At 37.4% G+C, this 22,025-nt stretch carries 18 protein-coding genes; 9 read left to right on the top strand and 9 right to left on the bottom strand.

Annotated features, from left to right (window positions below):
- The first annotated feature begins 35 nt into the window (after positions 1 to 35).
- Both uvrB and JXQ92_RS11730 read left to right on the top strand, forming a co-directional pair.
- The gene (gene uvrB, locus JXQ92_RS11735; protein ID WP_421986809.1) at positions 36 to 2,060 is read left to right on the top strand and encodes an excinuclease ABC subunit UvrB; all 2,025 of its coding nucleotides are present in this window, start codon (positions 36 to 38) and stop codon (positions 2,058 to 2,060) included.
- A gap of 135 nt (positions 2,061 to 2,195) precedes the next feature.
- Positions 2,196 to 3,539, top strand: coding sequence for an ammonium transporter (locus tag JXQ92_RS11730; RefSeq protein WP_421986808.1), 1,344 nt, complete (start codon positions 2,196 to 2,198; stop codon positions 3,537 to 3,539).
- Between the two features lie 66 nt (positions 3,540 to 3,605).
- Here the strand turns inward: JXQ92_RS11730 and JXQ92_RS11725 are convergent, their stop codons facing one another.
- The 9 genes from JXQ92_RS11725 to JXQ92_RS11685 all read right to left on the bottom strand — a co-directional run bounded on the left by JXQ92_RS11725 (position 3,606) and on the right by JXQ92_RS11685 (position 13,168).
- Positions 3,606 to 4,724 (bottom strand): 6-bladed beta-propeller, encoded by a 1,119-nt coding sequence (locus tag JXQ92_RS11725; protein ID WP_421986807.1) that lies wholly within the window; start codon positions 4,722 to 4,724, stop codon positions 3,606 to 3,608.
- 23 nt (positions 4,725 to 4,747) lie between these two features.
- Entirely contained in the window at positions 4,748 to 5,101 is a 354-nt protein-coding gene (locus tag JXQ92_RS11720; RefSeq protein WP_421986806.1) for a hypothetical protein, read from the bottom strand.
- A 19-nt stretch (positions 5,102 to 5,120) separates the two neighbouring features.
- The gene (locus JXQ92_RS11715) at positions 5,121 to 5,405 is read right to left on the bottom strand and encodes a hypothetical protein (protein ID WP_421986805.1); all 285 of its coding nucleotides are present in this window, start codon (positions 5,403 to 5,405) and stop codon (positions 5,121 to 5,123) included.
- Positions 5,406 to 5,741: 336 nt separating this feature from the next.
- A complete protein-coding gene (locus tag JXQ92_RS11710; protein ID WP_421986804.1) occupies positions 5,742 to 6,080 on the bottom strand; it encodes a hypothetical protein in 339 nt (112 codons plus the stop codon).
- Between the two features lie 103 nt (positions 6,081 to 6,183).
- Positions 6,184 to 8,073, bottom strand: coding sequence for a DUF3857 domain-containing protein (locus JXQ92_RS11705; protein WP_421986803.1), 1,890 nt, complete (start codon positions 8,071 to 8,073; stop codon positions 6,184 to 6,186).
- Between the two features lie 30 nt (positions 8,074 to 8,103).
- Positions 8,104 to 10,008 carry a DUF3857 domain-containing protein gene (locus JXQ92_RS11700; RefSeq protein WP_421986802.1) on the bottom strand — a complete coding sequence of 635 codons (1,905 nt, stop codon included), beginning with the start codon at positions 10,006 to 10,008 and terminating at the stop codon, positions 8,104 to 8,106.
- The gene (locus JXQ92_RS11695; protein ID WP_421986801.1) at positions 10,005 to 11,951 is read right to left on the bottom strand and encodes a DUF3857 domain-containing protein; all 1,947 of its coding nucleotides are present in this window, start codon (positions 11,949 to 11,951) and stop codon (positions 10,005 to 10,007) included. Before JXQ92_RS11695 ends, JXQ92_RS11700 begins: the two co-directional genes overlap by 4 nt.
- 127 nt (positions 11,952 to 12,078) lie before the next feature.
- Positions 12,079 to 12,684, bottom strand: a complete 606-nt coding sequence (locus JXQ92_RS11690; RefSeq protein WP_421986800.1) for a superoxide dismutase — start codon at positions 12,682 to 12,684, stop codon at positions 12,079 to 12,081.
- Positions 12,685 to 12,721: 37 nt separating this feature from the next.
- Entirely contained in the window at positions 12,722 to 13,168 is a 447-nt protein-coding gene (locus JXQ92_RS11685) for a nucleoside deaminase (protein WP_421987368.1), read from the bottom strand.
- Between the two features lie 84 nt (positions 13,169 to 13,252).
- Here JXQ92_RS11685 and aspS point away from each other — a divergent pair, with 84 nt between their 5' ends.
- The 7 genes from aspS (at position 13,253) to JXQ92_RS11650 (ending at position 22,021) form a co-directional block, all read left to right on the top strand.
- A complete protein-coding gene (gene aspS, locus JXQ92_RS11680) occupies positions 13,253 to 14,998 on the top strand; it encodes an aspartate--tRNA ligase (RefSeq protein ID WP_421986799.1) in 1,746 nt (581 codons plus the stop codon).
- 71 nt (positions 14,999 to 15,069) lie between these two features.
- Positions 15,070 to 17,139: a GAF domain-containing SpoIIE family protein phosphatase gene (locus tag JXQ92_RS11675; protein ID WP_421986798.1), complete on the top strand. Its 2,070-nt coding sequence runs from the start codon at positions 15,070 to 15,072 to the stop codon at positions 17,137 to 17,139.
- Between the two features lie 23 nt (positions 17,140 to 17,162).
- Entirely contained in the window at positions 17,163 to 17,507 is a 345-nt protein-coding gene (locus JXQ92_RS11670) for an STAS domain-containing protein (protein ID WP_421986797.1), read from the top strand.
- On the top strand, positions 17,497 to 17,919 hold the full coding sequence (locus tag JXQ92_RS11665; RefSeq protein WP_421986796.1) for an ATP-binding protein: 423 nt from the start codon (positions 17,497 to 17,499) through the stop codon (positions 17,917 to 17,919). The genes JXQ92_RS11670 and JXQ92_RS11665 overlap by 11 nt, the downstream gene beginning before the upstream one ends.
- Before the next feature lie 5 nt (positions 17,920 to 17,924).
- A complete protein-coding gene (locus JXQ92_RS11660; protein WP_421986795.1) occupies positions 17,925 to 19,841 on the top strand; it encodes a peptidylprolyl isomerase in 1,917 nt (638 codons plus the stop codon).
- Entirely contained in the window at positions 19,834 to 20,706 is an 873-nt protein-coding gene (locus JXQ92_RS11655; protein WP_421986794.1) for a peptidyl-prolyl cis-trans isomerase, read from the top strand. Before JXQ92_RS11660 ends, JXQ92_RS11655 begins: the two co-directional genes overlap by 8 nt.
- Positions 20,681 to 22,021 (top strand): peptidylprolyl isomerase, encoded by a 1,341-nt coding sequence (locus JXQ92_RS11650; RefSeq protein WP_421986793.1) that lies wholly within the window; start codon positions 20,681 to 20,683, stop codon positions 22,019 to 22,021. The genes JXQ92_RS11655 and JXQ92_RS11650 overlap by 26 nt, the downstream gene beginning before the upstream one ends.
- Positions 22,022 to 22,025 lie beyond the last annotated feature (4 nt).

Here is a 22,025-nt window from a genome sequence, read left to right as displayed (position 1 = left end):
TTCATGGAGTCAATCCTTCCTATTAGTTTTAATCTATGGACTTTAAACTCACTTCGGAATTTTCCCCGACAGGCGATCAACCCAAGGCAATTGAAGGCTTAGTAAAAGGCTTAGACGCCGGCGAACCAGCACAAGTATTGCTAGGTGCCACCGGTTCAGGTAAAACCTTCACCATGGCAAATGTTGTTCAAGAAACACAAAGGCCAACTTTAGTGCTGTGTCACAACAAAACCTTGGCCGCTCAGTTGTACGGTGAGTTTAAAACGTTTTTCCCCGAGAATGCAGTAGAATACTTTATATCCTACTACGACTACTATCAACCCGAAGCCTTTATCCCAAATAGTAACCTGTATATCGAAAAAGATCTTTCCATTAACGAAGAAATAGAAAAACTTAGACTCAGCGCGACTTCTTCACTCTTAACGGGTAGACGAGATGTGATCGTCATAGCCTCTGTATCTTGCATTTACGGTATCGGAAACCCTGAAGAATTTGGGAAAAACGTTGTTAAACTACAAGTAGGCGATAGCGTACCTAGAAACCAGTTGCTCTTTGCTTTAGTAGACATTCTCTATAGCAGAACTGAGGCAGAATTTAAGCGAGGAAATTTTAGAGTTAAAGGAGACACGGTTGATATTTACATCGCTTATGGGGATTTTGCTTATAGAATATATTTCTGGGGAGATGAGATTGAATCGATTCAGATGATTGATCCGGCTACCGGAAAGAAGATTTCAGAAGAAAAGATAATTACAATATTTCCGGCAAACCTGTTCGTTACAGGCAAGGATGTTCTTCAAACAGCCATAAAAGAAATTCAAAATGACATGGTCGAAAGAGTCGAGCAATTCGAAGACGATCGTAGATTTTTAGAAGCAAAAAGACTAAAAGAAAGAACTGAGTTCGACTTAGAAATGATGCGAGAACTTGGTTATTGTTCAGGTGTAGAAAACTATTCAAGATATTTCGATAGAAGGCAAAAAGGTCAAAGACCCTTCTGTTTACTAGATTATTTTCCTGATGATTACCTATTAATCATTGACGAAAGCCACGTAACTGTTTCACAAGTCCGTGCCATGTGGGGAGGTGATAGATCAAGAAAAGAGAACCTTGTAGAGTATGGATTCAGACTCCCTTCTGCCTTGGACAATCGTCCTTTAAAATTCGACGAATTTGAAGCACTTACCAATCAAGTAGTTTATGTAAGTGCCACTCCGGCAGATTATGAGTTGGCACGTACTGAGGGTGAAGTTGTAGAACAGATCATACGTCCAACGGGCTTATTAGATCCTATAATCGAAGTAAGGCCATCTTTAAATCAAATAGATGATTTGCTTGAAGAGATTGACATCAGGGTAAAAAAAGAAGAACGAGTTTTAATCACTACCCTGACCAAAAGAATGTCCGAAGAGTTGACGAAATACCTAGAAAGAGCCAACGTCAAAGTTAGATACATTCATTCGGAAGTAAGTTCACTAGATCGAGTAGAAATACTCAGAGAATTAAGACTGGGTATTTTTGATGTCCTTGTTGGCGTCAATTTATTAAGAGAAGGATTGGATTTACCTGAAGTATCGTTAGTCGCCATATTAGATGCAGATAAAGAAGGCTTCTTACGAAATCAAAGATCGCTCATTCAAACAATCGGTAGGGCCGCGAGAAATGAAAATGGTCATGTGATCATGTATGCTGATGTCACTACAGATTCTATGCAAAGAGCAATTGATGAAACCAACAGAAGGCGCAGCATACAAATAGCTTATAATGAAGAACATGGCATTACTCCTACGACGGTCAAGAAGTCTAAAGAGGCCATTATGAGCCAGACTGGTATTGCCGATTCTAAAAAAGGACACAAGTCTTACTATGTAGAAAGCGAGGAACATTCTATCGCTGCCGATCCTGTTGTCGCATACATGAACAAAAACGCACTTGAAAAAATGATTCAGAAGACTCAAAAGTCTATGGAGAAAGCTGCTCGAGAACTAGACTTCATGGAAGCTGCCAAACTTCGAGACGAGTTGAGTGAACTAAAGGAACTGCTAAAAACTAAAAAGTAGTAAATCAACGATTTCAATCGATTTCACGCAATTATCTTTTAACCAAAGGTAATAAAGGCCTATTATTACTTAATTTACTGTATATAAATATTTTAGGGCCGTTTTTTAGCCCTATTTCTAGACAAAATACAGAAAATGAGAAAAGAATGGATTCCTGGCTTCGCACTATTAATCATAGTGGCCTTTGTTTGTTTATTAGACTTTTCATCAGCCGAATCGATAGCATCCGAAAGTAATATCGATGCAGGTGATACCGCTTGGATGCTTGCAGCAACTGCCTTAGTATTATTAATGACCCCAGGCCTTTCTTTTTTCTATGGCGGTATGGTAAGTCGAAAAAACATTATCTCCACTATGCTTCAAAGTTTCATTTGCATGGGCGTGATTACTTTAGTTTGGGTATTAGGTGGTTTTAGTTTGGCCTTTGGTGATTCCATTGGAGGGTTTATTGGGGATCCTAGGACATATGCCTTCTTTAAAGGAGTTGGTGGCGGCACTCAGGCAGACCTTTCTCCAACTATCCCATTTATTTTATTTGCATTATTTCAGATGAAATTTGCAGTAATAACTCCTGCCTTGATAACAGGTAGTTTTGCAGAACGTGTCAGATTTTCAAGTTTCATGCTCTTCATCGTTTTGTTCAGTATTGTCGTTTATAGTCCATTAGCTCATATGACTTGGCACCCTGATGGGTTTTTAAGGAAATGGGGCGTCCTTGATTTTGCAGGAGGTACCGTTGTGCATATGTCTGCTGGTTTTGCAGCAATAGCCGCGGCAATTATTTTAGGAAGAAGAAAGAATCATGGTAACCTCCACAAGCCGGCTAATATTCCATTTGTACTCTTAGGGACAGGCCTGTTGTGGTTCGGATGGTTTGGATTCAACGCCGGCTCGGCGCTCGGAGCAAATTCTGATGCCGCGATGGCATTCGCTACGACAACAGTTGCATCCGCTGCTGCCATGCTTGCGTGGGTGATGTACGATGCGCTGATGGGAAGAAAAATTTCTGGCTTAGGGGCAGCCATAGGTGCTGTTGTTGGGTTAGTTGCCATAACACCAGCGGCTGGTTTCGTAACCATAGGTCAAAGTGTATTTATAGGTGTAGCAGGAGCAATTGTCTCGAATATTGTAGTCTATTATAAAAACAAAACAGGCATTGACGACACGCTTGATGTATTCCCTTGCCATGGTGTAGGCGGGATTGTCGGAATGATCCTTACCGGAGTTTTTGCGAAGGATGTTGGTCTTATCTATGGTGACCCTTCAACTTTTTGGAAACACATGGCAGCAGTATTTTTAGTAGGCGGGTATACTTTTGGAGCATCTTATGCACTGTTTAAAATCACTGACCTAATCATTCCAATGAGAGTTAATGAAGTCTCTGAAGAACTAGGGCTGGATATTAGCCAGCATGGAGAAAGCATGTCTAAGAGTAAAACTCCTGAAGAAATTTCGGAAATGATGCAAAAGGCCTCCTAAATGCGTTGAAAATCTTGTCATGAGCTCCCTCGAAAAATATCAAGGGAGCCCGTGTCAATACTCCAGTTATTTAGTTTTTATCTTTATTAAAATTGGATTTGATGATTCCTTAAAGTCTGAGAGAATGGTAAAAAAGTTTTCATTGATAGCAGATTGGAAAAACCTAGATTCCTGAACTTCGCCCAAATTCTGTTTTATATAAGAATACTTCTCAAAAGAGAGTATATCTATCAGCCCCCCATCATAATCTACAAACTGAGGCTTAATTGGAAAATTGAATACATCATTTTTAAAGTATATAAAATCAGAGATCTTCTGTGAATCACTAAATAAAACAGTTTTTACAGAGCCTTCTGGTATACCATACTCAATTAGTTTAGAATTTTTTGTGCCACTAACACTTAATGGGGCAGCATAGCCAAAGCCTTCCTCGGTGTCAGGAGTAGTCAAAACATAATCATTGTGAAATTCTCCTGACTTAAATTCGAATACATTTTGAGAATAACTTGGTACTAACAAGGCATAGTCTCCATATCCCGATAAAACATTCATCGGTTGAGTGTAGCTTTCCTTATTGTTTATATCTAAATGCCTTATAAAATCACCTTGACTGGAGACTATAAATGAACCTCTTTTTATCAAACCACCATCTAGTTCATTGTTAAGAATATCTGGGCTATATATCAAGTATTCGTTAGTACTTAACCAAGTAAATTCACGTAGATAGTAGTTAAACCTTCTATTGTAGATAGCCTCACCGCTTTCAAGATCAAACCCAACTAACTTTCCTTGTTTGAAAGAATAAACCTCAATAGAATTCATAGACTGGTTGATAGTGTAGTCTGTTATCGATACATACTCCATAGGACCATCACCTTGTGCGTCCACCGAATACTTATAAGACCCACTTTTATCAAAACAGAATAACCTCTCTTGAAGATTATCAAAGACAATAATCAATTCTTCAGTGAAAACTATGTTCCGAACTTGGCCGATCAAATTTCCAATGCTACCCTGAAGAGGGATTACATCTACTCCTTCAAATAACGAACTAAGTGCAAGGGTCTTTTTAGTATTATTAAGTTCAACTTTAACTAACTCATCAGAATATTCTTTACCTGAATTACAAGAGCATATTAAGACAAGAGAAATAGAGAAGAACACAAATAGCTTTTTACTTTCCATATTTCGAAAAAAGAAACCTTTAATCAGGTATGTTTGACTTCTACTATTGGGGCACAATGAGTATAAGATATGACGTTCAAACATTGAGAATTCATACCCTCGAAGTTACATGCACTTGCTTCACCAGCCTCATCAGCACTGGTATCCAAACAACAATCGATTCTTTGCCATCTAGAACCAGCATTAATACCAAAACCTGGCCCAGATGGCCCAACAGTTGCACCCAACCCAACTGAGAATCCTCCATAGACATTCATCCTTGACATTTTGTATCCAGCATTCCAACCCTCACATGAAAATGATTTAGACGAATTTTCGCTGACAAAAAAGATGAAGCAACTAAAAACTACTACATTCAATACATTCTTAATTCTCATAATATCTACTATTTAAAACTTAGCTAACCTTTTGGCTTTTAGCACAATCAGCACTGATTTTTTTGGAGCTAAAATTACATGCACTATTACTGTTTGTCTCAACGCAACATGTGATTTTAGTATAGCTGCGAATATACATACCGCCTCCAGCTCCTATAAATACCCATCCATTATCAACAATAACTTCTCCCGGACTATACCCACTTCTCCAATCTGCATCCGATTGAATGGACTCAGCATTTGATTTTGGAAATAAGAAAATTACCCCTAAGGCTATCATCATTGTAGCATTTTTAAACTTCATATCTATATTTTTACTGATTATATTTATACTAAAATAAATATAGAAGTTATTTTACTAAAAAATATCACTTTTAATATTTTATTATCCGCTAGGAATAATAGGTTTAGCGTAAATACTATTTTTTTTGAACTCATAAGGAAGAAATCAGATTAGTCAGCGTGGAGAAAGCCTGTCGAAGAGTAAAACCCCCTGAAGAAATTTCCGAAATGATGCAAAAGGCATCTTAAATACATCGAAAAACTTATCATGAGCTCCCTCGAAAAATGTCAACGGGGCCAGAATCAACGTTAGGGTTATCTTGTTTTTAGCTTTATTAAAATAGGATTTGATGATTCCTTAAAGTCTGAGAGAACGGAAAAAAAATTCATTATCAGCCGGTTGGAAAAAACTAGGTTCCTGAACTTCCCCCATGTTCTGCTTTATATAAGAGTACTTCTCAAAAGAAAGTATGTCTATCAACCCTCCATTATTGTCTACAAACTGGGGTTTCATTGGAAAATGAGATATATCATTTTTGAAGTATATAAAATCTGAAACTTTTTGCTCGTTGCTAAATAAAACAGTTTTTACAGAGCCTTCTGGTATACCATACTCAATCAGCTTAGAATTTTTTGTGCCACTAACACTAAATGGGGCAGCATAGCCAAAGCCTTCCTCGGTGTCAGGAGTAGTCAAAACATAATCATTGTGAAATTCTCCTGACTTAAATTCGAATACATTTTGAGAGTAAAACCTTTGAGGAAATTTTATAAAAATGATCTACAAGACGGATTAAACTTTACTTTTTTATTAAAGCTACTTTTTCATTTTGTTTTGCGACAATGAGATTAAAAAGCTCTCTTAATGGTCCATATTCACTGGGTGCAAAAAATGTCTTTTTTATAGCAAATCGAACAATGATATTAATTGTATTCTCTATTACTTGAGCCTGATAAGTATACATCCCTGCATTATCAGGGAGCACATAATTGGCTGAAATAGGCACTTCTTCTACATCAAAACCATCAGGGACATCAATGTTAAAAATGTAAGTATTGCGTATGGGCATAGTAAAGTCTATCGGCAATGTTCTCTCAGTTAGTTTAAAAGGGTTCTGATCAATCTCTTTGAACGTTACTGGATTAAAAAATAATCTATCTCCAATCGACTCTACCCAGTCCTCAGCTTCATATTGAAAGGATGTACTAAAATTTGATGCTCTTTCTTCTAAGCCTTCATTACTTATTGAATCGAAGGACATTTCTCCGTAAATGGCCTCAATCCACTCAGATATTTCGAGGGAGTCTAGTTGGCTAAAAACCTCTCTTGAATTGGCTGCTGCTGCACCCACTGAAGTAACTCTGGCACTCCCCTTTACTGATAAGTCTTCAACATTGATTGTGTACTTGGTAGTAGTTGCTTGCATTGCCACTTCTTGGTTCAAATTCATTGAAACCCATTGCACATCACCATTGTCTATAACTAGCCCTTCCCCATTAATACAAACATCAGGAAGAATATCGTATCGACGCATTTTACTTGTTGCATCCAAAAGGAACTCTTCTTCACCTATTTTAGCATAAACAACTAGGTTATTGAATTGCTGATAATTGATGAATTCTTTATTCACCAATCCATGGTCTAACGTGCTTAGAAAAATCGGTTTTGTGTCAATACCTGCTTTCCTCAAAAACATTAACATCAATAGATTAATGTCCGCCGAGGTTCCTCTCCCACTTTTCCAAATTGTTTTCGGCTTATCGCTAAATGAAAGTCCATATTCCCCTGTCCAATCAAAATGATTGGAAATATATTGGTGAATAGACTTTAAGCTTTTCAGGTTGTTTTCCCAACCTTTAGACTTTGGGTAATAATTTATCCTTTTGATTTTTTCTATTAATTCGCCAAAGCCCTTTGTATTCATAATTAGCTTATTCAGCTCTTCCCATGAGGGAGCAAAAAAGCTTTCATATTCAAAAGTGACTTTGGAGATATGATCATCAATTTTATTGACATATGGCTCTTCAACAAAAGCCGGTATATCGATCATTTTCAAGGTATGCCAATAACTATAATTTGTTCCATCGTCATATTCATATAAATCATTATAACCATAGAGTCTCGGCTTAAGGTTAAACCCACCAGGTATATTTAAGATAAACTCAGAATATTCTACCGGTATCTTAGACTGAAAGTACCATGGTAAGAAGTCGAACGGAGAGGTGCTAAATACCCTGTATTGATACTCCAGAATCACACCTTCAATAACATTTGGAAATGAAATTTGTCTTGAATATAGGCCTTCACTGACCATTTCATCTCGTATCTCGTCGTTTCCTACTTTAATTCTCTCGGCTTTTCCATTAATCAGGGTATGAGTAATAGCTTCAAGTTCCGTCCCCTTTTGAATGGAATAAGGAAGGGTTAAATCGGCTAAATAAAACCCTCTTTTATCAAAGATTTTGATTTGTGCATGATACTCGAAGTAAACCAGTCCGCGTTGAACATCGAAACCAATTTTACCTTTGTCATAGAGGTAGACCGCTTCAGCTGAACTATCCTTCTCATAATACTTCATTTCTAAATCATCTAGGCTCACCTGACCAAATGATCGGTCAAATGACTTTTCTTGAGCAAAAAGGCTTAATTGAAAAAAAATTAAGACAATTGCGATGATAAACTTTTTCATAAGAAGTAATTATCAGAAGAGCAGCAATGCTTATGTAGAACCAAGTAGTACTAATTTTGATTTATCTTGCCTTACAACTTTCCTTACAAAGCTTCTAAAATCAGAATATTTCTGTGCTGGGTACTCACCTGCCTTCATTACTAATTTTCTGATATAAGTGAGTTCCGTTGTTTCAGGGTTGAAATCATAGTCGAGACTATAAGAGCCGAAGTCCGACTCCAACTCATATGCTTCCATTTCAAATTCTAGCCTATAGCCTTCTGGGATTTTAATTTTAACGGTGTCGATATCCATATAACCATAACCAACAACAATTGGTGATTCTCGAGAATCATCTTTTGGCGGACTTGCTTTATACTTATTAAAAAGGTTTGGCGTAACAAAAAGTCGCTTCCCACTTTTTGTCGCAAATTTTCGTGCATTTAAAGAGATACGTTCTGTTAAGGATGGGTCTTCTGTGGTACGATCTTCAACATAATCGAATTTACCCAAATCAAATGCTGGGAGGTCTATAACATTCAAAAGGTACTTGCGTTGGTCTTCTGTGCTTTCATTCATTATTGAATAAAAATCATCGTATTGAAGGCCTTTATATACCGTCTCTAACTGTACTTCGGCATTTCCTTCGCTATCTACTGAAACCTCTACTTTCCGAATTTGGGAACTCTGTTCTTCATTATACTTTGGTGTTTTTACCAATGTTCCTTTACCTTCATTTGTAATCCATAAACCGTGTCTGTCGTCAGTAAATGAACCTAAGAAATTAAAAGGTGCAACTTGGCTAGTGCATTCCAACCATACTGTATCAGCTTTCATTGGCACACCAAGTATTACATGATTGAATTGGGAACTTGGAAATTCTATATCTATATCACCTTGAGATTGACCAGCACCAATAATCATATAGTTCGATTTTATACCGGCATATTTAAGGAGGCTATACATATAATTAGAAAGTGCTTTACAGTCACCATATCCATTTTTGATGACTTCGAGTGCTTCAAAAGGCTGAAACCCGCCAATTCCTAATTGGATACTAACATATCGGGTATTCTCTTGCATGTATTTATAGATCAGTCTAACTTTCTCTCTATCGTTGTCAACTCCTTCAATTAACTTATCAACTTGAGCTTGAACTTCTGGGGTGATCTTATCGCGTCCTTTATTGAGCTGTGCTATCCAAGAACCAAAATTATCCCAGGTAGACATATCTCCACTATAACCTTCCATTGCAAACTCAGACAAGCCCATTAGCACTTTTGGGGTTTGATCACTAATTGACTTCCCTCGGTATTCAAACTCTTTTGGCTTAAGGTTTAGCAGTTCCCACTGATAAGTATATTTTGACCCTGTTTCAATAACAGGCTCAGCTGCCCCATTGAACATTTTATATCTAAAATTATAGCTAGGCGGAGTTACAACTTCAAATGAGGCTTTCTCTACTCCGAGTTTTGATCGAAACTGAGGTACAAAAGACCGAAGTCCAATTAGCCCTTTATATTCTTTTACATATGAATAAACTACGGTAAAGGGATAATCAAATTCTTCTGGAACATAGCCTTTTAGTCGATTATCATCATAAAGGGAGCCAGAACCTGTGATATTTACGTCTTCGATTTCGCCAGGCCTCACCTTTTTAATACTCTTTCCTTTGCTATCGTAATAATTAATTTTAATCGATTTAAGCTTAGAGAGCTTGTCATAAGACTCTTGAAATACTGCTAAGTTGAAGGCGTCTTCATTGAAAACAGTTATTACTTTAGTTTCAGAGAATATTGCATTTGCTCCGTCAATAATCTGATACGTCTGTTTGCTGTTACGAATAACAGCATTTGCCCCTTTTTTAATATCTGCCGGAATTTTCGAAACTGCATAATCTTGGCCATAGCAGCCAAGGCCAATCATTAGTAAAACGAAAGAAGTAATTAATCTCATTGGTCTGCCTTCTCTTTTAGTACAATTTGCTCTTGCTGTTTAGATACTATTTGATTGAATAGTTCTTTAAAAGCAGGGTAATCACTAGGTAAATACATTGTCTTTGACAAGTTCATTCTAATCATAACTTGAACATATCCGTTTTGCTCTCCTGCAACAAACATATACTTCCCTCCTTTATCAGGTAAAACCATATTCATTGACTTAGGCAACTCTTCTACTTCGTACCCTTCTGGAACTTTCATCTTAAATATATAAGTGTCAGCCGTAGGGGCGGGAATTTCTATAGGGAACAGCCTCTTTTCGAGTTTAAATGGATTTTCATCTGCGACTTTTAAAAGTATAGGTGATACAAAGATTTTGTCTCCAATAATATTTATATCTGCTTCAGAAGAAAAGTCATAGTTTATGGTTAGGCTTTTATCTGGTATTTCTAAGTTATTGTATTCAAGGTTTTCTACATCTCCAGTTTTATAGTCTTCTAACACATCTGAATCTCCTTCCTCATCTTCAGAATCTTCTGTTTCAGCCTTTTGCTTTTCATTAAGTAACCCTCTTCTTATTTGACTGGCTATTGTACCCTTAAAGTTTATTTGCGCTTTGCCTTCAAGTGTTTCTACATCTTCATCAAAATTAAACTCCAGTGAGACTACCTTGGAACTAGCTTCTCTATTAACTCTTAAATCGATCCATTCCCCACCAAACTCCGTAATCATTAAGCCTTCGCCATTCATAGCTCGTGTAGGAAGTACATTATAAGGCCTAAACTTATCCGTTGCGTCTAATAGAATCTTCTTACCATTAAAAATCACACCTACTATTAGATAATTGAACTGCTTTATAAGTGGGAAATTCTTATCTAAATACCCATGGCTTCTTGTGCTCAAAACTACTGGGTAAACTTCAAACCCTGCTTTTTCTAAGAACTGCGCCAACAGGATGTTTATATCTGCATTATCGCCTTTTGCTTCTTCCCAGAGCTTCTTCGACCTATCAACTACACGATAAGACACATATCCATTCCATTCAAAATGATCTCTGATGTACTCATATATTCCTTTAAGGCTTTCTTCATTCTCTGCCCATTGTTTGTCAGCTGGATAAATCTTCTTTAACTGACCCGTTTTTTTGATTGCTTTGCCCAAGCCATCCGAATCTAGGAGTGACTTATTAATCACTCGCCAATTTTGTAAAAAAGCTTGAGTTGGTTCTCCTGGTATAGTCCACGCCTTTAACTCGAATTCAATTTTTGACCTAAAGTTTTCAATTGTAGAAACATAAGGTTCACGTTCCAGAGAAGGAACATCTTTCATGACCAAGTGGTATAAATTACCTTCTGTATTGACATAGGCCGCAGCATGATAACCCTTAATTCTTGGCAAATAAACCCCATACTTTGGTTTGTTCATTTTGAACTCAGTGTATACGGTTGGTATAGATAACTGAAATGACCAAGAGGGCATATTATAGTAATTACCAATTTTTTGTCTGTAGGTATATTCAATGATTGAACCTACAGTTACATCTGGAAAAGAGATCTTCTTTGATCTCCGATCATTGTCATATTTTTCGGTTACCCATTCTTTCTTGGAAATGGTGCGTTTCACCATCTTTCCATCTACTAGGTTGTAAGTGGCAGCTTTTAGTTTTTCAATTTCATTTACTCCTTTCGTATATTGCAATTCGATATCACCTCGGCTTAAACCACTTTCCTTCAGGAACTTAAGCCTAACGTGAATATCGGTAACCATCATGCCGTCATATTCATCTAAAAATGATTCCCCTTTTCTGATTAAGTAGACAGCTTCAGCACCTGAATCGAGCGGATATACTTCCATGGCTAAATCGTCCATGTCAATATCACCAAATTTGACTTTTTCTACCTGACTGAAGAGACTAATGGAAATAAGGGCAAAAAATGTAACAAGAACTGTGCGGATCATCAAAATATTATTTATGGTTGATTTTTGATAAATAAACATACATGTTTTGAGTAATCAAAATAATATTTCACAAATAAAAAGGCCAACTCTAACGAGTTGGCCTTCCAAAGTTTTGTAGGATTGAATTTTATTTTCCTGCAGCGTATCTTTTGCTCACTTCATCCCAATTAATAACATTGAAAAAAGCATTGATATAATCAGGTCTTCTGTTCTGATAGTTTAGGTAATAAGCATGCTCCCAAACGTCTAAACCTAAAATTGGCGTTCCACCACAGCCTACATTTGGCATTAAAGAGTTATCCTGATTTGGCGTTGAACAAACCTCAACTTTTCCACCAGAATGAACACAAAGCCATGCCCAACCGGATCCGAATCTAGTAGCTGCTGCTTTTGCAAAAGCGTCTTTAAAAGCTTCAAAAGAACCACAAGCTTCGTTGATAGCATTCGCTAAATCTCCCGAAGGCTCTCCTCCTCCATTTGGCGACATTACCGACCAAAAAAGACTGTGGTTATAAAAACCACCTCCATTATTTCTTACAGCACCGTTATCACTGTGATCAGCCAAAATATCTTCAATACTCTTGCCTTCCATTTCTGTACCAGCAATAGCGTTATTTAAATTATTAGTGTATCCCGCATGGTGTTTACCATGGTGAATCTCCATTGTTCTTGCGTCAATATGAGGTTCCAATGCGTCGTATGCATATGGAAGTTGAGGTAGTTCGAATGCCATAATTGATATTGATTTATTTTATCTAAAAATTGTAATTCTATCTAAGTCTAGCAAAAAACTCCTTCAATAGTTTTTCACTGTTTTCTTTTAACAACCCAGACGCTAATTCTGTTCTAGGATGTAGCAAATTTTTATCGTGCCTACTAAATCCACGTTTTTCATCATCCGCACCAAAAACAAGTTTACCGAGCTGAGCCCAATACAAAGCCCCAGCGCACATTACACAAGGCTCTAAAGTAACATACAAGGTACACTCATTTAAATATTTTGCACCAATAGCATTAAATGCTGCTGTAATAGCCAGCATTTCAGCGTGGGCCGTTACATCTGTAAGCATTTCAGTTTGGTTGTGAGCTCTAGCGATAATTCTCTTTTCTGCAACGACAACCGCACCTACAGGAACTTCGCCTTCTAGAGCAGCAAGTTCAGCCTGTTTTAATGCTTCCCCCATAAAATACTCGTCTTTATGTACGCTAAGCTCCATATTCGCCTCGGTTTTCGATGTAATATTAAACCCAATTGCTAAAACAATTACTAAATTTGCCACTCATTTTTAAAAGGTGTCGAAATGTTGAGATCACATACTTGTGGAGAATTAAGAAAAGCGCATGTAGGTACGGAAGTAGTACTCAGTGGATGGGTACAGCGTTCCCGCGATAAAGGCGGGCTTTTGTGGGTAGACCTAAGAGATCGCTATGGAATCACTCAACTTACTTTCGATGAAAGTAAAACTGATGCTAGCGTAATGGATACAGCAAGAAAGCTCGGTAGAGAGTTTGTTGTTCAAGCTAAAGGGCTTGTGGTAGAGCGCTATTCAAAGAATGATAAGATACAAACCGGTGAGATTGAACTTGAAGTTACGGAGTTGGAAATTTTAAATGCCGCTAAAACCCCTCCATTCATCATAGAAGACAATACTGATGGCGGTGAAGATTTAAGAATGAAATATCGCTACCTCGATTTAAGAAGAAACGAGGTAAGAAGTAAACTTGCACTTAGAAGTAAACTAGCTATAGCCGTTAGAAACTATCTTGCTGATCTTGAATTTATTGAAGTAGAAACGCCTGTTTTAATTAAATCGACGCCAGAAGGAGCACGAGATTTTGTAGTGCCGTCTAGAATAAACCAAGGCCAATTTTACGCACTACCACAATCACCTCAAACCTTTAAGCAATTGCTTATGGTGTCTGGTTTCGATCGCTACTTCCAGATCGTGAAGTGCTTTAGAGATGAAGACCTTAGAGCTGATAGACAACCCGAATTTACGCAGATTGACTGTGAAATGTCCTTCGTAAATAGAGATGATGTACTTGGCGTTTTCGAAGGCATGACAAGGCACCTTTTCAAAACGATAAAGGGGGTTGAACTAGATAAATTCCCTCACATGACTTATGCTGATGCCATGGAAAAATATGGTAGCGACAAACCGGATGTGCGATTCGGAATGGAATTCGTCAACCTAAATGAGCAGACTCAGCAAAAAGGCTTCAACGTTTTTGACCAAGCTGAACTTGTAGTTGGTATTTGTGCTAAAGGTTGTGCTGAATACACAAGAAAGCAACTCGATGCCCTAACCGACTTTGTAAGGAGACCTCAGATAGGTGCGAAGGGAATGGTTTATATGAAATGTAACACCGACGGGACTTTTAAATCATCGGTAGACAAATTCTACAGTCAAGAAGATTTAAAAGGCTGGGCTGAAAAAGCGAATGCAGAAGCTGGTGACCTTCTGTTAGTACTTTCTGGGGGGCAAAATTCGGTGCGCAAGCAAATGAACGAACTACGTCTTCACATGGGCGAAGCCTTAGGATTAAGAAATCCAGATGACTTTAGCCCTCTCTGGGTCGTGGACTTCCCACTGCTAGAGTGGGATGAAGAAACCGAACGCTATCACGCCATGCACCATCCTTTCACATCTCCTTTAGTAGAAGATATTGAAAAACTAGATACCACACCTGGAAATGTAAGAGCCAATGCCTACGATATGGTGATCAATGGAGTTGAAATTGGTGGTGGTTCCATAAGAATTCACGATAAGGAAATGCAAAAACTTATGTTTAAGCATTTAGGCTTTACTGATGAAGAGGCTAAAGCTCAGTTTGGCTTTTTAATGGACGCTTTTGAGTATGGTGCGCCTCCACATGGTGGTATCGCCTTTGGCTTCGATAGACTGTGTGCGATGTTCGGTGGTTCTGAAACTATCAGAGACTATATCGCCTTCCCAAAAAACACTTCAGGAAGAGACGTAATGATAGATTCACCTTCCCCTGTCGACGAAAACCAGTTGAAAGAACTTGGAATTGGACTATCTTAAACAATGATTAATTAAAACTCTTCGTTTTATAGAATCAACCAATACCTTATTTTGTAGCTTCGGATGAATTTATGCCTTTGAAAATCCATTTTACACCGAAGTTCTACATGCGCGCAAGCATGACAATGGCCGTATTTATGTGGGTCATTGCTACGCTTATCCAAATACTGGAGGTATTAGCGGCTAAGAGCTCTTTGGATTTAGAGATCTCCAGGTACATCCCCATTCTACTAGAAGACCTATTCTACATCTTCATAATTCTTTATTATCGATACAAAATACTATCAGTAGAAAGTGGTGGTTTTGTAGATTTATTATGGAGAGTATTTGCTATAGGATTAGTCACAACCGTGATTTCCCTATCGATAATGCTATTCAATTCAGAAATAGCCGATAGTAAACTTGGAGAAAATGAGTTTTTAAGTCTATTCTTATTCAATACTAATAAGGCGCTCATATCGGTTTTCCTTATATCTACGCTCACTGTTTGGAAGAAACTTATCCTCTATCAGAAATCTAGGAGTCTAGTCATTTATTGGAATATTTTCGAGTCTGTCTTGCTGATCTCCATCTTCTTTAACCTTACAGAATACACTTTTCAAGATCATGTACTTTTCAAAGTCCTGTTCTCGATTATGGCAGTAATGGCCATCATTTTGTCCGGGAATTTGAAATGGGTAGCCTACTTAAATTTTAAACAAAAGTGGAAAAGCGTGCTGATCATTTTACTGATCACCATTTATATCTTCTACTTCTTTAATTATCTATATGTAGCCTCTGATGAGTCGTTAGATAACCTCAATACCATTGATAATCTCTTCATTATTGTCGTATTCACCTTCTTACTCTTTTATAGCGTATTCTCTGTCCTGGTAATTCTTTTTAACCTACCAACTTCCTCAGTATTTGAAAAGAAAATGGAAGAAGCCATCAATTTTCAGCGATTAAGCCAATCTATACAACAAGGAGAAAACGAAGATCAGATATTCGATGTATTACTGAACTCATCCATGAATGCCGTTTATGCTGATGCCGGCTGGATTGAAGTTACACTAGACGATGCAGAACCTAAGATACTTTCGAAACACATAAGCCGAGAAAACCTTAATAAGGTAAAAGAGCAAATCCTGATTAGTAAAACACGAACCGTAATTAAAAACCCATTGGCGGTAAATACAGAATCGGATAGAGTATTAGTGACCCTTAAAAAGTCGAACTATAAATCTGTTTTTGTGGTGCCGCTCATTATTCAGAATGAGGTGAAAGGGTTCATGTATTTGCTCAACGAAGTTTCGGATAGCTTCAATAAGGAAATGATTTCCATCATTAACACGTTTGCCAGTCAAGCAAGTGTATCGATTGAAAACTTTAGACTGATGGGAGATGCGCTGCTAAACGAGCGTTACAAAGAAGAACTGAACATTGCCAAAAGTGTTCAAAGAGCACTTTTACCAAAAAAACTAGACCACGACAGCGCTTTCTCTATCCACGCATTTACAGAAGCTGCTGCCGAAGTTGGAGGCGACTATTATGATACCTATCAGCTAAGTGAAAATAGGTTTGTTATAGTTATTGGTGATGTCTCTGGAAAAGGTACCTCAGCAGCCTTTCACATGTCACAAATGAAAGGGATTTTCCAAAGCTTAGTGCAACTAGACCTTTCAGCAGAAGAGTTTTTATTCCATGCCAATACCGCTCTAAGTAAGTGTCTTGAAAGAACATCTTTCATAACACTGACATACTTTATTATCGATACTGACAAAAGAACTCTAGAATTTTCAAGAGCCGGCCACTGCCCTACATTATACTATCACAAGAAAAATAAGGAGACTAAATTTCTTGAAAATAAAGGCCTAGGGCTCGGGATTATCAGAAACTCTACTTACAAGAATTTTATACAAGTAAACAAAATGTCATTCGCGAAGGATGACATAATAGTACTGTATACCGATGGTATTTCAGAAGCATCCAATGCCGATCATGACGAATTTGGTTACGATCGGATGAAAAATCTTTTAAATCAAAATGCTCACTATGATCCAACGATGATCCAAAAAGTGTTTATCAGCAAGCTCTATGAGTTTTGCGGAGGTAAAGACTTGGACGATGATTATACAATGGTGGTGATCAAGTTTAATTAATTATCGTAGAATAGAATAAGACTATGATTGACATACAGACCGAAATAGAAAACAATTACCTAATAATATCCGTAGAAGGAGAAGCGGACGCGAGTTCATCTATTCACTTGGATAAAGCCATCAGAGATGCAATTGACCAAGAGAATACGAACTTACTTGTTGACTGTACCAAACTCAACTATATCTCTTCTGCAGGGCTTGGCGTGTTTATGTCATACATCGAAGAGATTTCTGAAAAATCAATCCACTTCATATTATTCGGTTTATCCGAAAAAGTCTTTAAGGTGTTTGGCATCTTAGGTCTGGACCAATTATTGACAATTAAAGAGAATAAAGAAGAAGCAGTTTCTGTAATTAATGGCATATAGTTTCGACATACCGAGTAGCAAAAACAAATTGAGGCAAATGCGTCAGTTTGTAACAGATGTGCTGAATAAACACAATGTCTCTGATATTGAGGTAAATATGATGGTGCTCGCCGTTGACGAAGTTTGTGCCAATATTATTATTCATGGCCACCCTGTAGATGACCAAAGTCAAGTTAGGCTCTTAATTGATTTTAAAGCCGACGGAATCTGGTTTAAAATCATAGATCATGGAAATGCATTTGACATCATGAGTTATGAGACACCTTCTCTAGAAGACCTTATCAGAAGAAAAAATAAAGGAGGCATAGGTATTATGTTGGTAAAGAAAATAATGGACGACATTCAATTTAAGACTAGTCCTTCTAAAAACACGCTAGCACTTTATAAAAAAGTAGCGTTTACAAACCCTTGATTCAGATGAGAATAGTATGTGCATTTCTATTATGCTTTTTAAGCATAAGTCAAGCCATCGCATACCAATCAAATAATGTTGTTTTGGCTACGATAGACGATGTAGAAATATCATCTGGTGAACTGCTGTATGCATATAACAAAACCAATGCTTCAAATGACAGCCTCAACTACGATTCACTCCTCAACTATTTAAATCAGTATATAAACTTTAAACTTAAAGTGCTTGAAGCGCGTGCCGAAGGCTTTGATACACTTACCGCTTTAAAAACTGAACTTTCAGGGTACATATCCCAAATCAAAAAACCTTATTTATCTAGTACCAGCACCGAAAAAGATTTAGTAAAAGAAGTCTACAACAGAATGCTTGTCGAAGTTGAAGCAGCTCATATCTTGATACCGGTTAAACCAGATGCATTACCTAAAGACAGCCTTAAAGCATATAAATTAATTGATAGCTTAAGAGTAGCAGCAACAAGTCGGGCTAAATTTGAGGAATTAGCCAAACGATATTCAAAAGATGGATCTGCCCCTAATGGTGGAAACCTAGGGTGGTTTTCGGCTTTAGATATGGTTTCTCCTTTTGAAGATGCCGCTTATGCCACCCAAGTATCGGAAGTATCTAAAATAGTTAGAACCCGTTTTGGTTATCACATTCTACACATTAATCGTAAGAGATCTTCAAAAGGCAAACTCAAAACAGCTCATATCTTTTTTGCCCATAGCAACAACAGAAATATAGAAACGGAAACGCTTGCAAAAACTGTGTACGACTCTCTACAATCTGGTGCAGATTGGAATGAAATGGCAAGAACCTATTCAGAAGATAGTAAGACTAAAATGAACGGAGGTGAATTGCCCTTAGCAAGAATAAAGCAGCTTCCTGACGATTATATGGATATAGCCTATAGCTTAAATAAGGTGGGCGAATTTTCAGCACCTCAGAAAACTAGGTTTGGGTGGCATATTGTACGCCTAGATCTTCAAGAACCAATACCATCTTTAAAAGTTCTAGAAGCGCAGATTATTCAGGCCCTTAAAAACTCTAGCAGAAATAACCTTGATGAACAGCAGGTATTAAAAAAGCTCAAAGAGGAAAATGGATATTCAAAAAACTCAGAAAACTATGAGTTGCTAATAACAGCGCTTGCTGAACCCAACAGTAATCAACTAGATAAACTGAAAACCTCGACCCTTTTCTCAATAGGCAATAAACGCATTTCAGGACTAGAATTCATCAACTTCTTACCATCACAAAACATTTCCTTTAAAGCAGATATTCTAGAGTCGTTTTACAAAGATTTTGAAAGGCAGAAAATCATATCTTATGAAGATTCAATAGCGCCCACTAAATACCCATCCCATGGTTATTTGCTTAAGGAGTACGAAGAAGGGCTTTTGCTTTTTGAGGTTATGCAAAAACGAGTCTGGAACAAAGCAATGGAAGATACAATAGGTACGCAGCGTTACTTTGAACGAAATATCAAACAATATAGAGTCGAGAAAAGGTATCAATTACAAACAATCAACGGTCTCCCTGATAATAGAGTTAAACTATTAAAAGAAGCATACGAGCAAAATAAGGATGTAGAAAACTTAGAGGCCCTTGCCAAGGAAATTTTAACCGATTCTGAGGTGTCAAAGTTAAAAATTGTGAAAAGAACAGTTAAGGCATCTGAAATCTCTAATTTTGATTCAAATGGTTTAGAAACAGGCAATTGGGGCTTTGATAAAGCCAGAAATGAGCATTACCTAATCGAAAAAGTTATTCCTGATGGATATTATGATTTTAACGAAGTAAGAGGGTTAGTAATTTCTGACTATCAAGACTTTTTAGATCGTGAATGGGTAAATACACTAAGAAAAAAGAGAAGTGTTGTAATTAATAAAAGAGCTTTAAAAAAATTAGCAAGTATTGAGTAAGCACCTTTTCTATATAGTATTAATCAGCATCACGCTTACTTCGTGTGATTATCTATCGAGTACTAAAGATGGTAACACTTCTAATGGCAGAAATATAGTAGCCAGTGTTGGCAGTTCATATCTCTATAAAGGAGATATTGCCGCCCTCATATCTCCCAGTACCTCCCAACAAGATAGCATTAGAATTACAGACCAGTTTGTAAAAAATTGGGTTAAAAAAGAGTTATTGGTAAAAGAGGCAACAGACAATGTTCGAATTGACCAATCGGAGATTAACAGAAAAGTGTCTGACTATAGGTATGCTTTGATTTCCTATGAATATCAGAGGCTTATTGTTCAGAATTCACTAGACACACTTATTACCAACCAAGAAGTAGCATCTTACTATAATCAGAACATAGATAACTTTACGCTAAGACAGAATATTCTACGCGGTCGTTTTCTGAAAGTAAACAAAGACGCCCCCAAGAAAAATGATATTCGCCGATGGTTGAAATCAAACCGGCCACAAGATTTAGAATCACTAAAATCTTACGCCTTTCAGTTTGCAGATAATTACTCCTTGGAGGATTCTGTATGGTTAAAACTGGATGACATTATTAAAAACTCGCCTTTTTCGACAATTTCGAATAAGGTGCAATTTCTTAGAAGAAACAGGTATGTAGAAGAGACGGATTCTGACTACCTTTACTTGCTGAAAATAGACGAGTATAAAATTTCTAAGGAAGCATCACCGTTAGAGTTTGTGCAAGAAGAGATCAAGGATATAATTCTTAACAAAAGAAAAGTAGCCTTGGCAAAAAGCTTGGAGAATGATATTTATGAACGTGCAAAGGAAAATGAAGATTACAAAATTTATCGCTAAATCAGTTGTCTTAGCTGTGCTTCTAGCGCCAATTTCTGTTTTCGGGCAGGGTGAAGTAGTTGATAAAATTATCGCTAAAGTTGATGACAAGATCATCTTGAAAAGTGAACTTGAATCATCTTACATTCAATTTTTAACAAGTCCACAAGCGCAAGAATTTCAAGGAGACGCTCGCTGTGCTCTACTTCAAAACTTCGTTGAGAGTAAAGTGCTCCTAATCATGGCCGATCTTGACTCTACTTTCGTGGAGCCAGCCAGAATGGATTACGAAATGCAAGGTAGAGCTCAGCAAATCATACAGCGTTTCGGTTCAGAAGAAGCGATCTACAAAAATTACGGTAAAACTTTAGACCAAATTTTAAATGAATTGCGCCCTTCTATTGAAAACCAAGTACGAATGGAAATGCAGGAAAATAGCATTCTTCAAGACGTAGTGGTCACCCCTAAAGAGGTGCGAAAGTTTTTCCAACGCTTCCCAGTCGATAGTTTGCCTTTGTACCCAGTAGAATATGAAGTGGGAGTAATCGTGAAAGAACCCGACGTAAGTGAAGGCGAAAAAGAAAAAGTTCGTAATAAGTTGATTGCGTTAAGAAACAAGGCGCTGAACGGCGAAAGTTTCGAGATTCTAGCAACGTTCAATTCTGAAGGTCCTTCAGGCCAGAATGGCGGTAATCTTGGTTTTTCTGCTAGAGGTTCCTTAGATCCGGCATATGAAGCAGGTGCGCTTGCGCTTAAACCCGGTGAGATTTCTATGCCAGTGGAATCAGACTTTGGCTTTCACTTGATTCAACTTGTTGAGAAAAGAGGTAATGAATTTCAAACTCGGCATATACTCATGACGCCAAAACCTAATGCTCAAGATGTTGAAGATGCAGATGAGTTTTTAAAAGACCTTCGAGATAAGATTTTAGCCGACAGCATAACTTTTGAAGAAGCTGCGAAACTTTATTCTGATGACAAGAGTACAAAGACTAACGGTGGCTTTTACATTGATGAATTTGGTTCTTTGAGAATCCCGGCGCAGCGCTTGGATCCTGAACTTTTTTTTGAAATAGATAAACTTCAAGAAGGTGATATTTCAATGCCACAGAAAATTCAGGTAGGAGAAGACGCTCAAGTTTCGAGAATAATCTATTACAAGAGAAGATTGGCACCTCATAGAGCTAACTTAAAAGATGATTATGAAAAGCTAAAAGCCGCTGCTACACAATTAAAGAAAGCTGAAAAGCGAGCAGCCTACTTAGAAGAAAAAATGAAAGAAGTGTATCTTGACATTGATTCTGAGTACAATCGCTGCGGAATTATCAACAACTAGTAAA

Origin of the sequence: Roseivirga sp., from assembly GCF_049099775.1 — a bacterium.
Classification (GTDB): domain Bacteria; phylum Bacteroidota; class Bacteroidia; order Cytophagales; family Cyclobacteriaceae; genus Roseivirga.
Note: the sequence above shows the minus strand (reverse complement) of the source record. Positions and strands in the feature narration are given on the sequence as shown.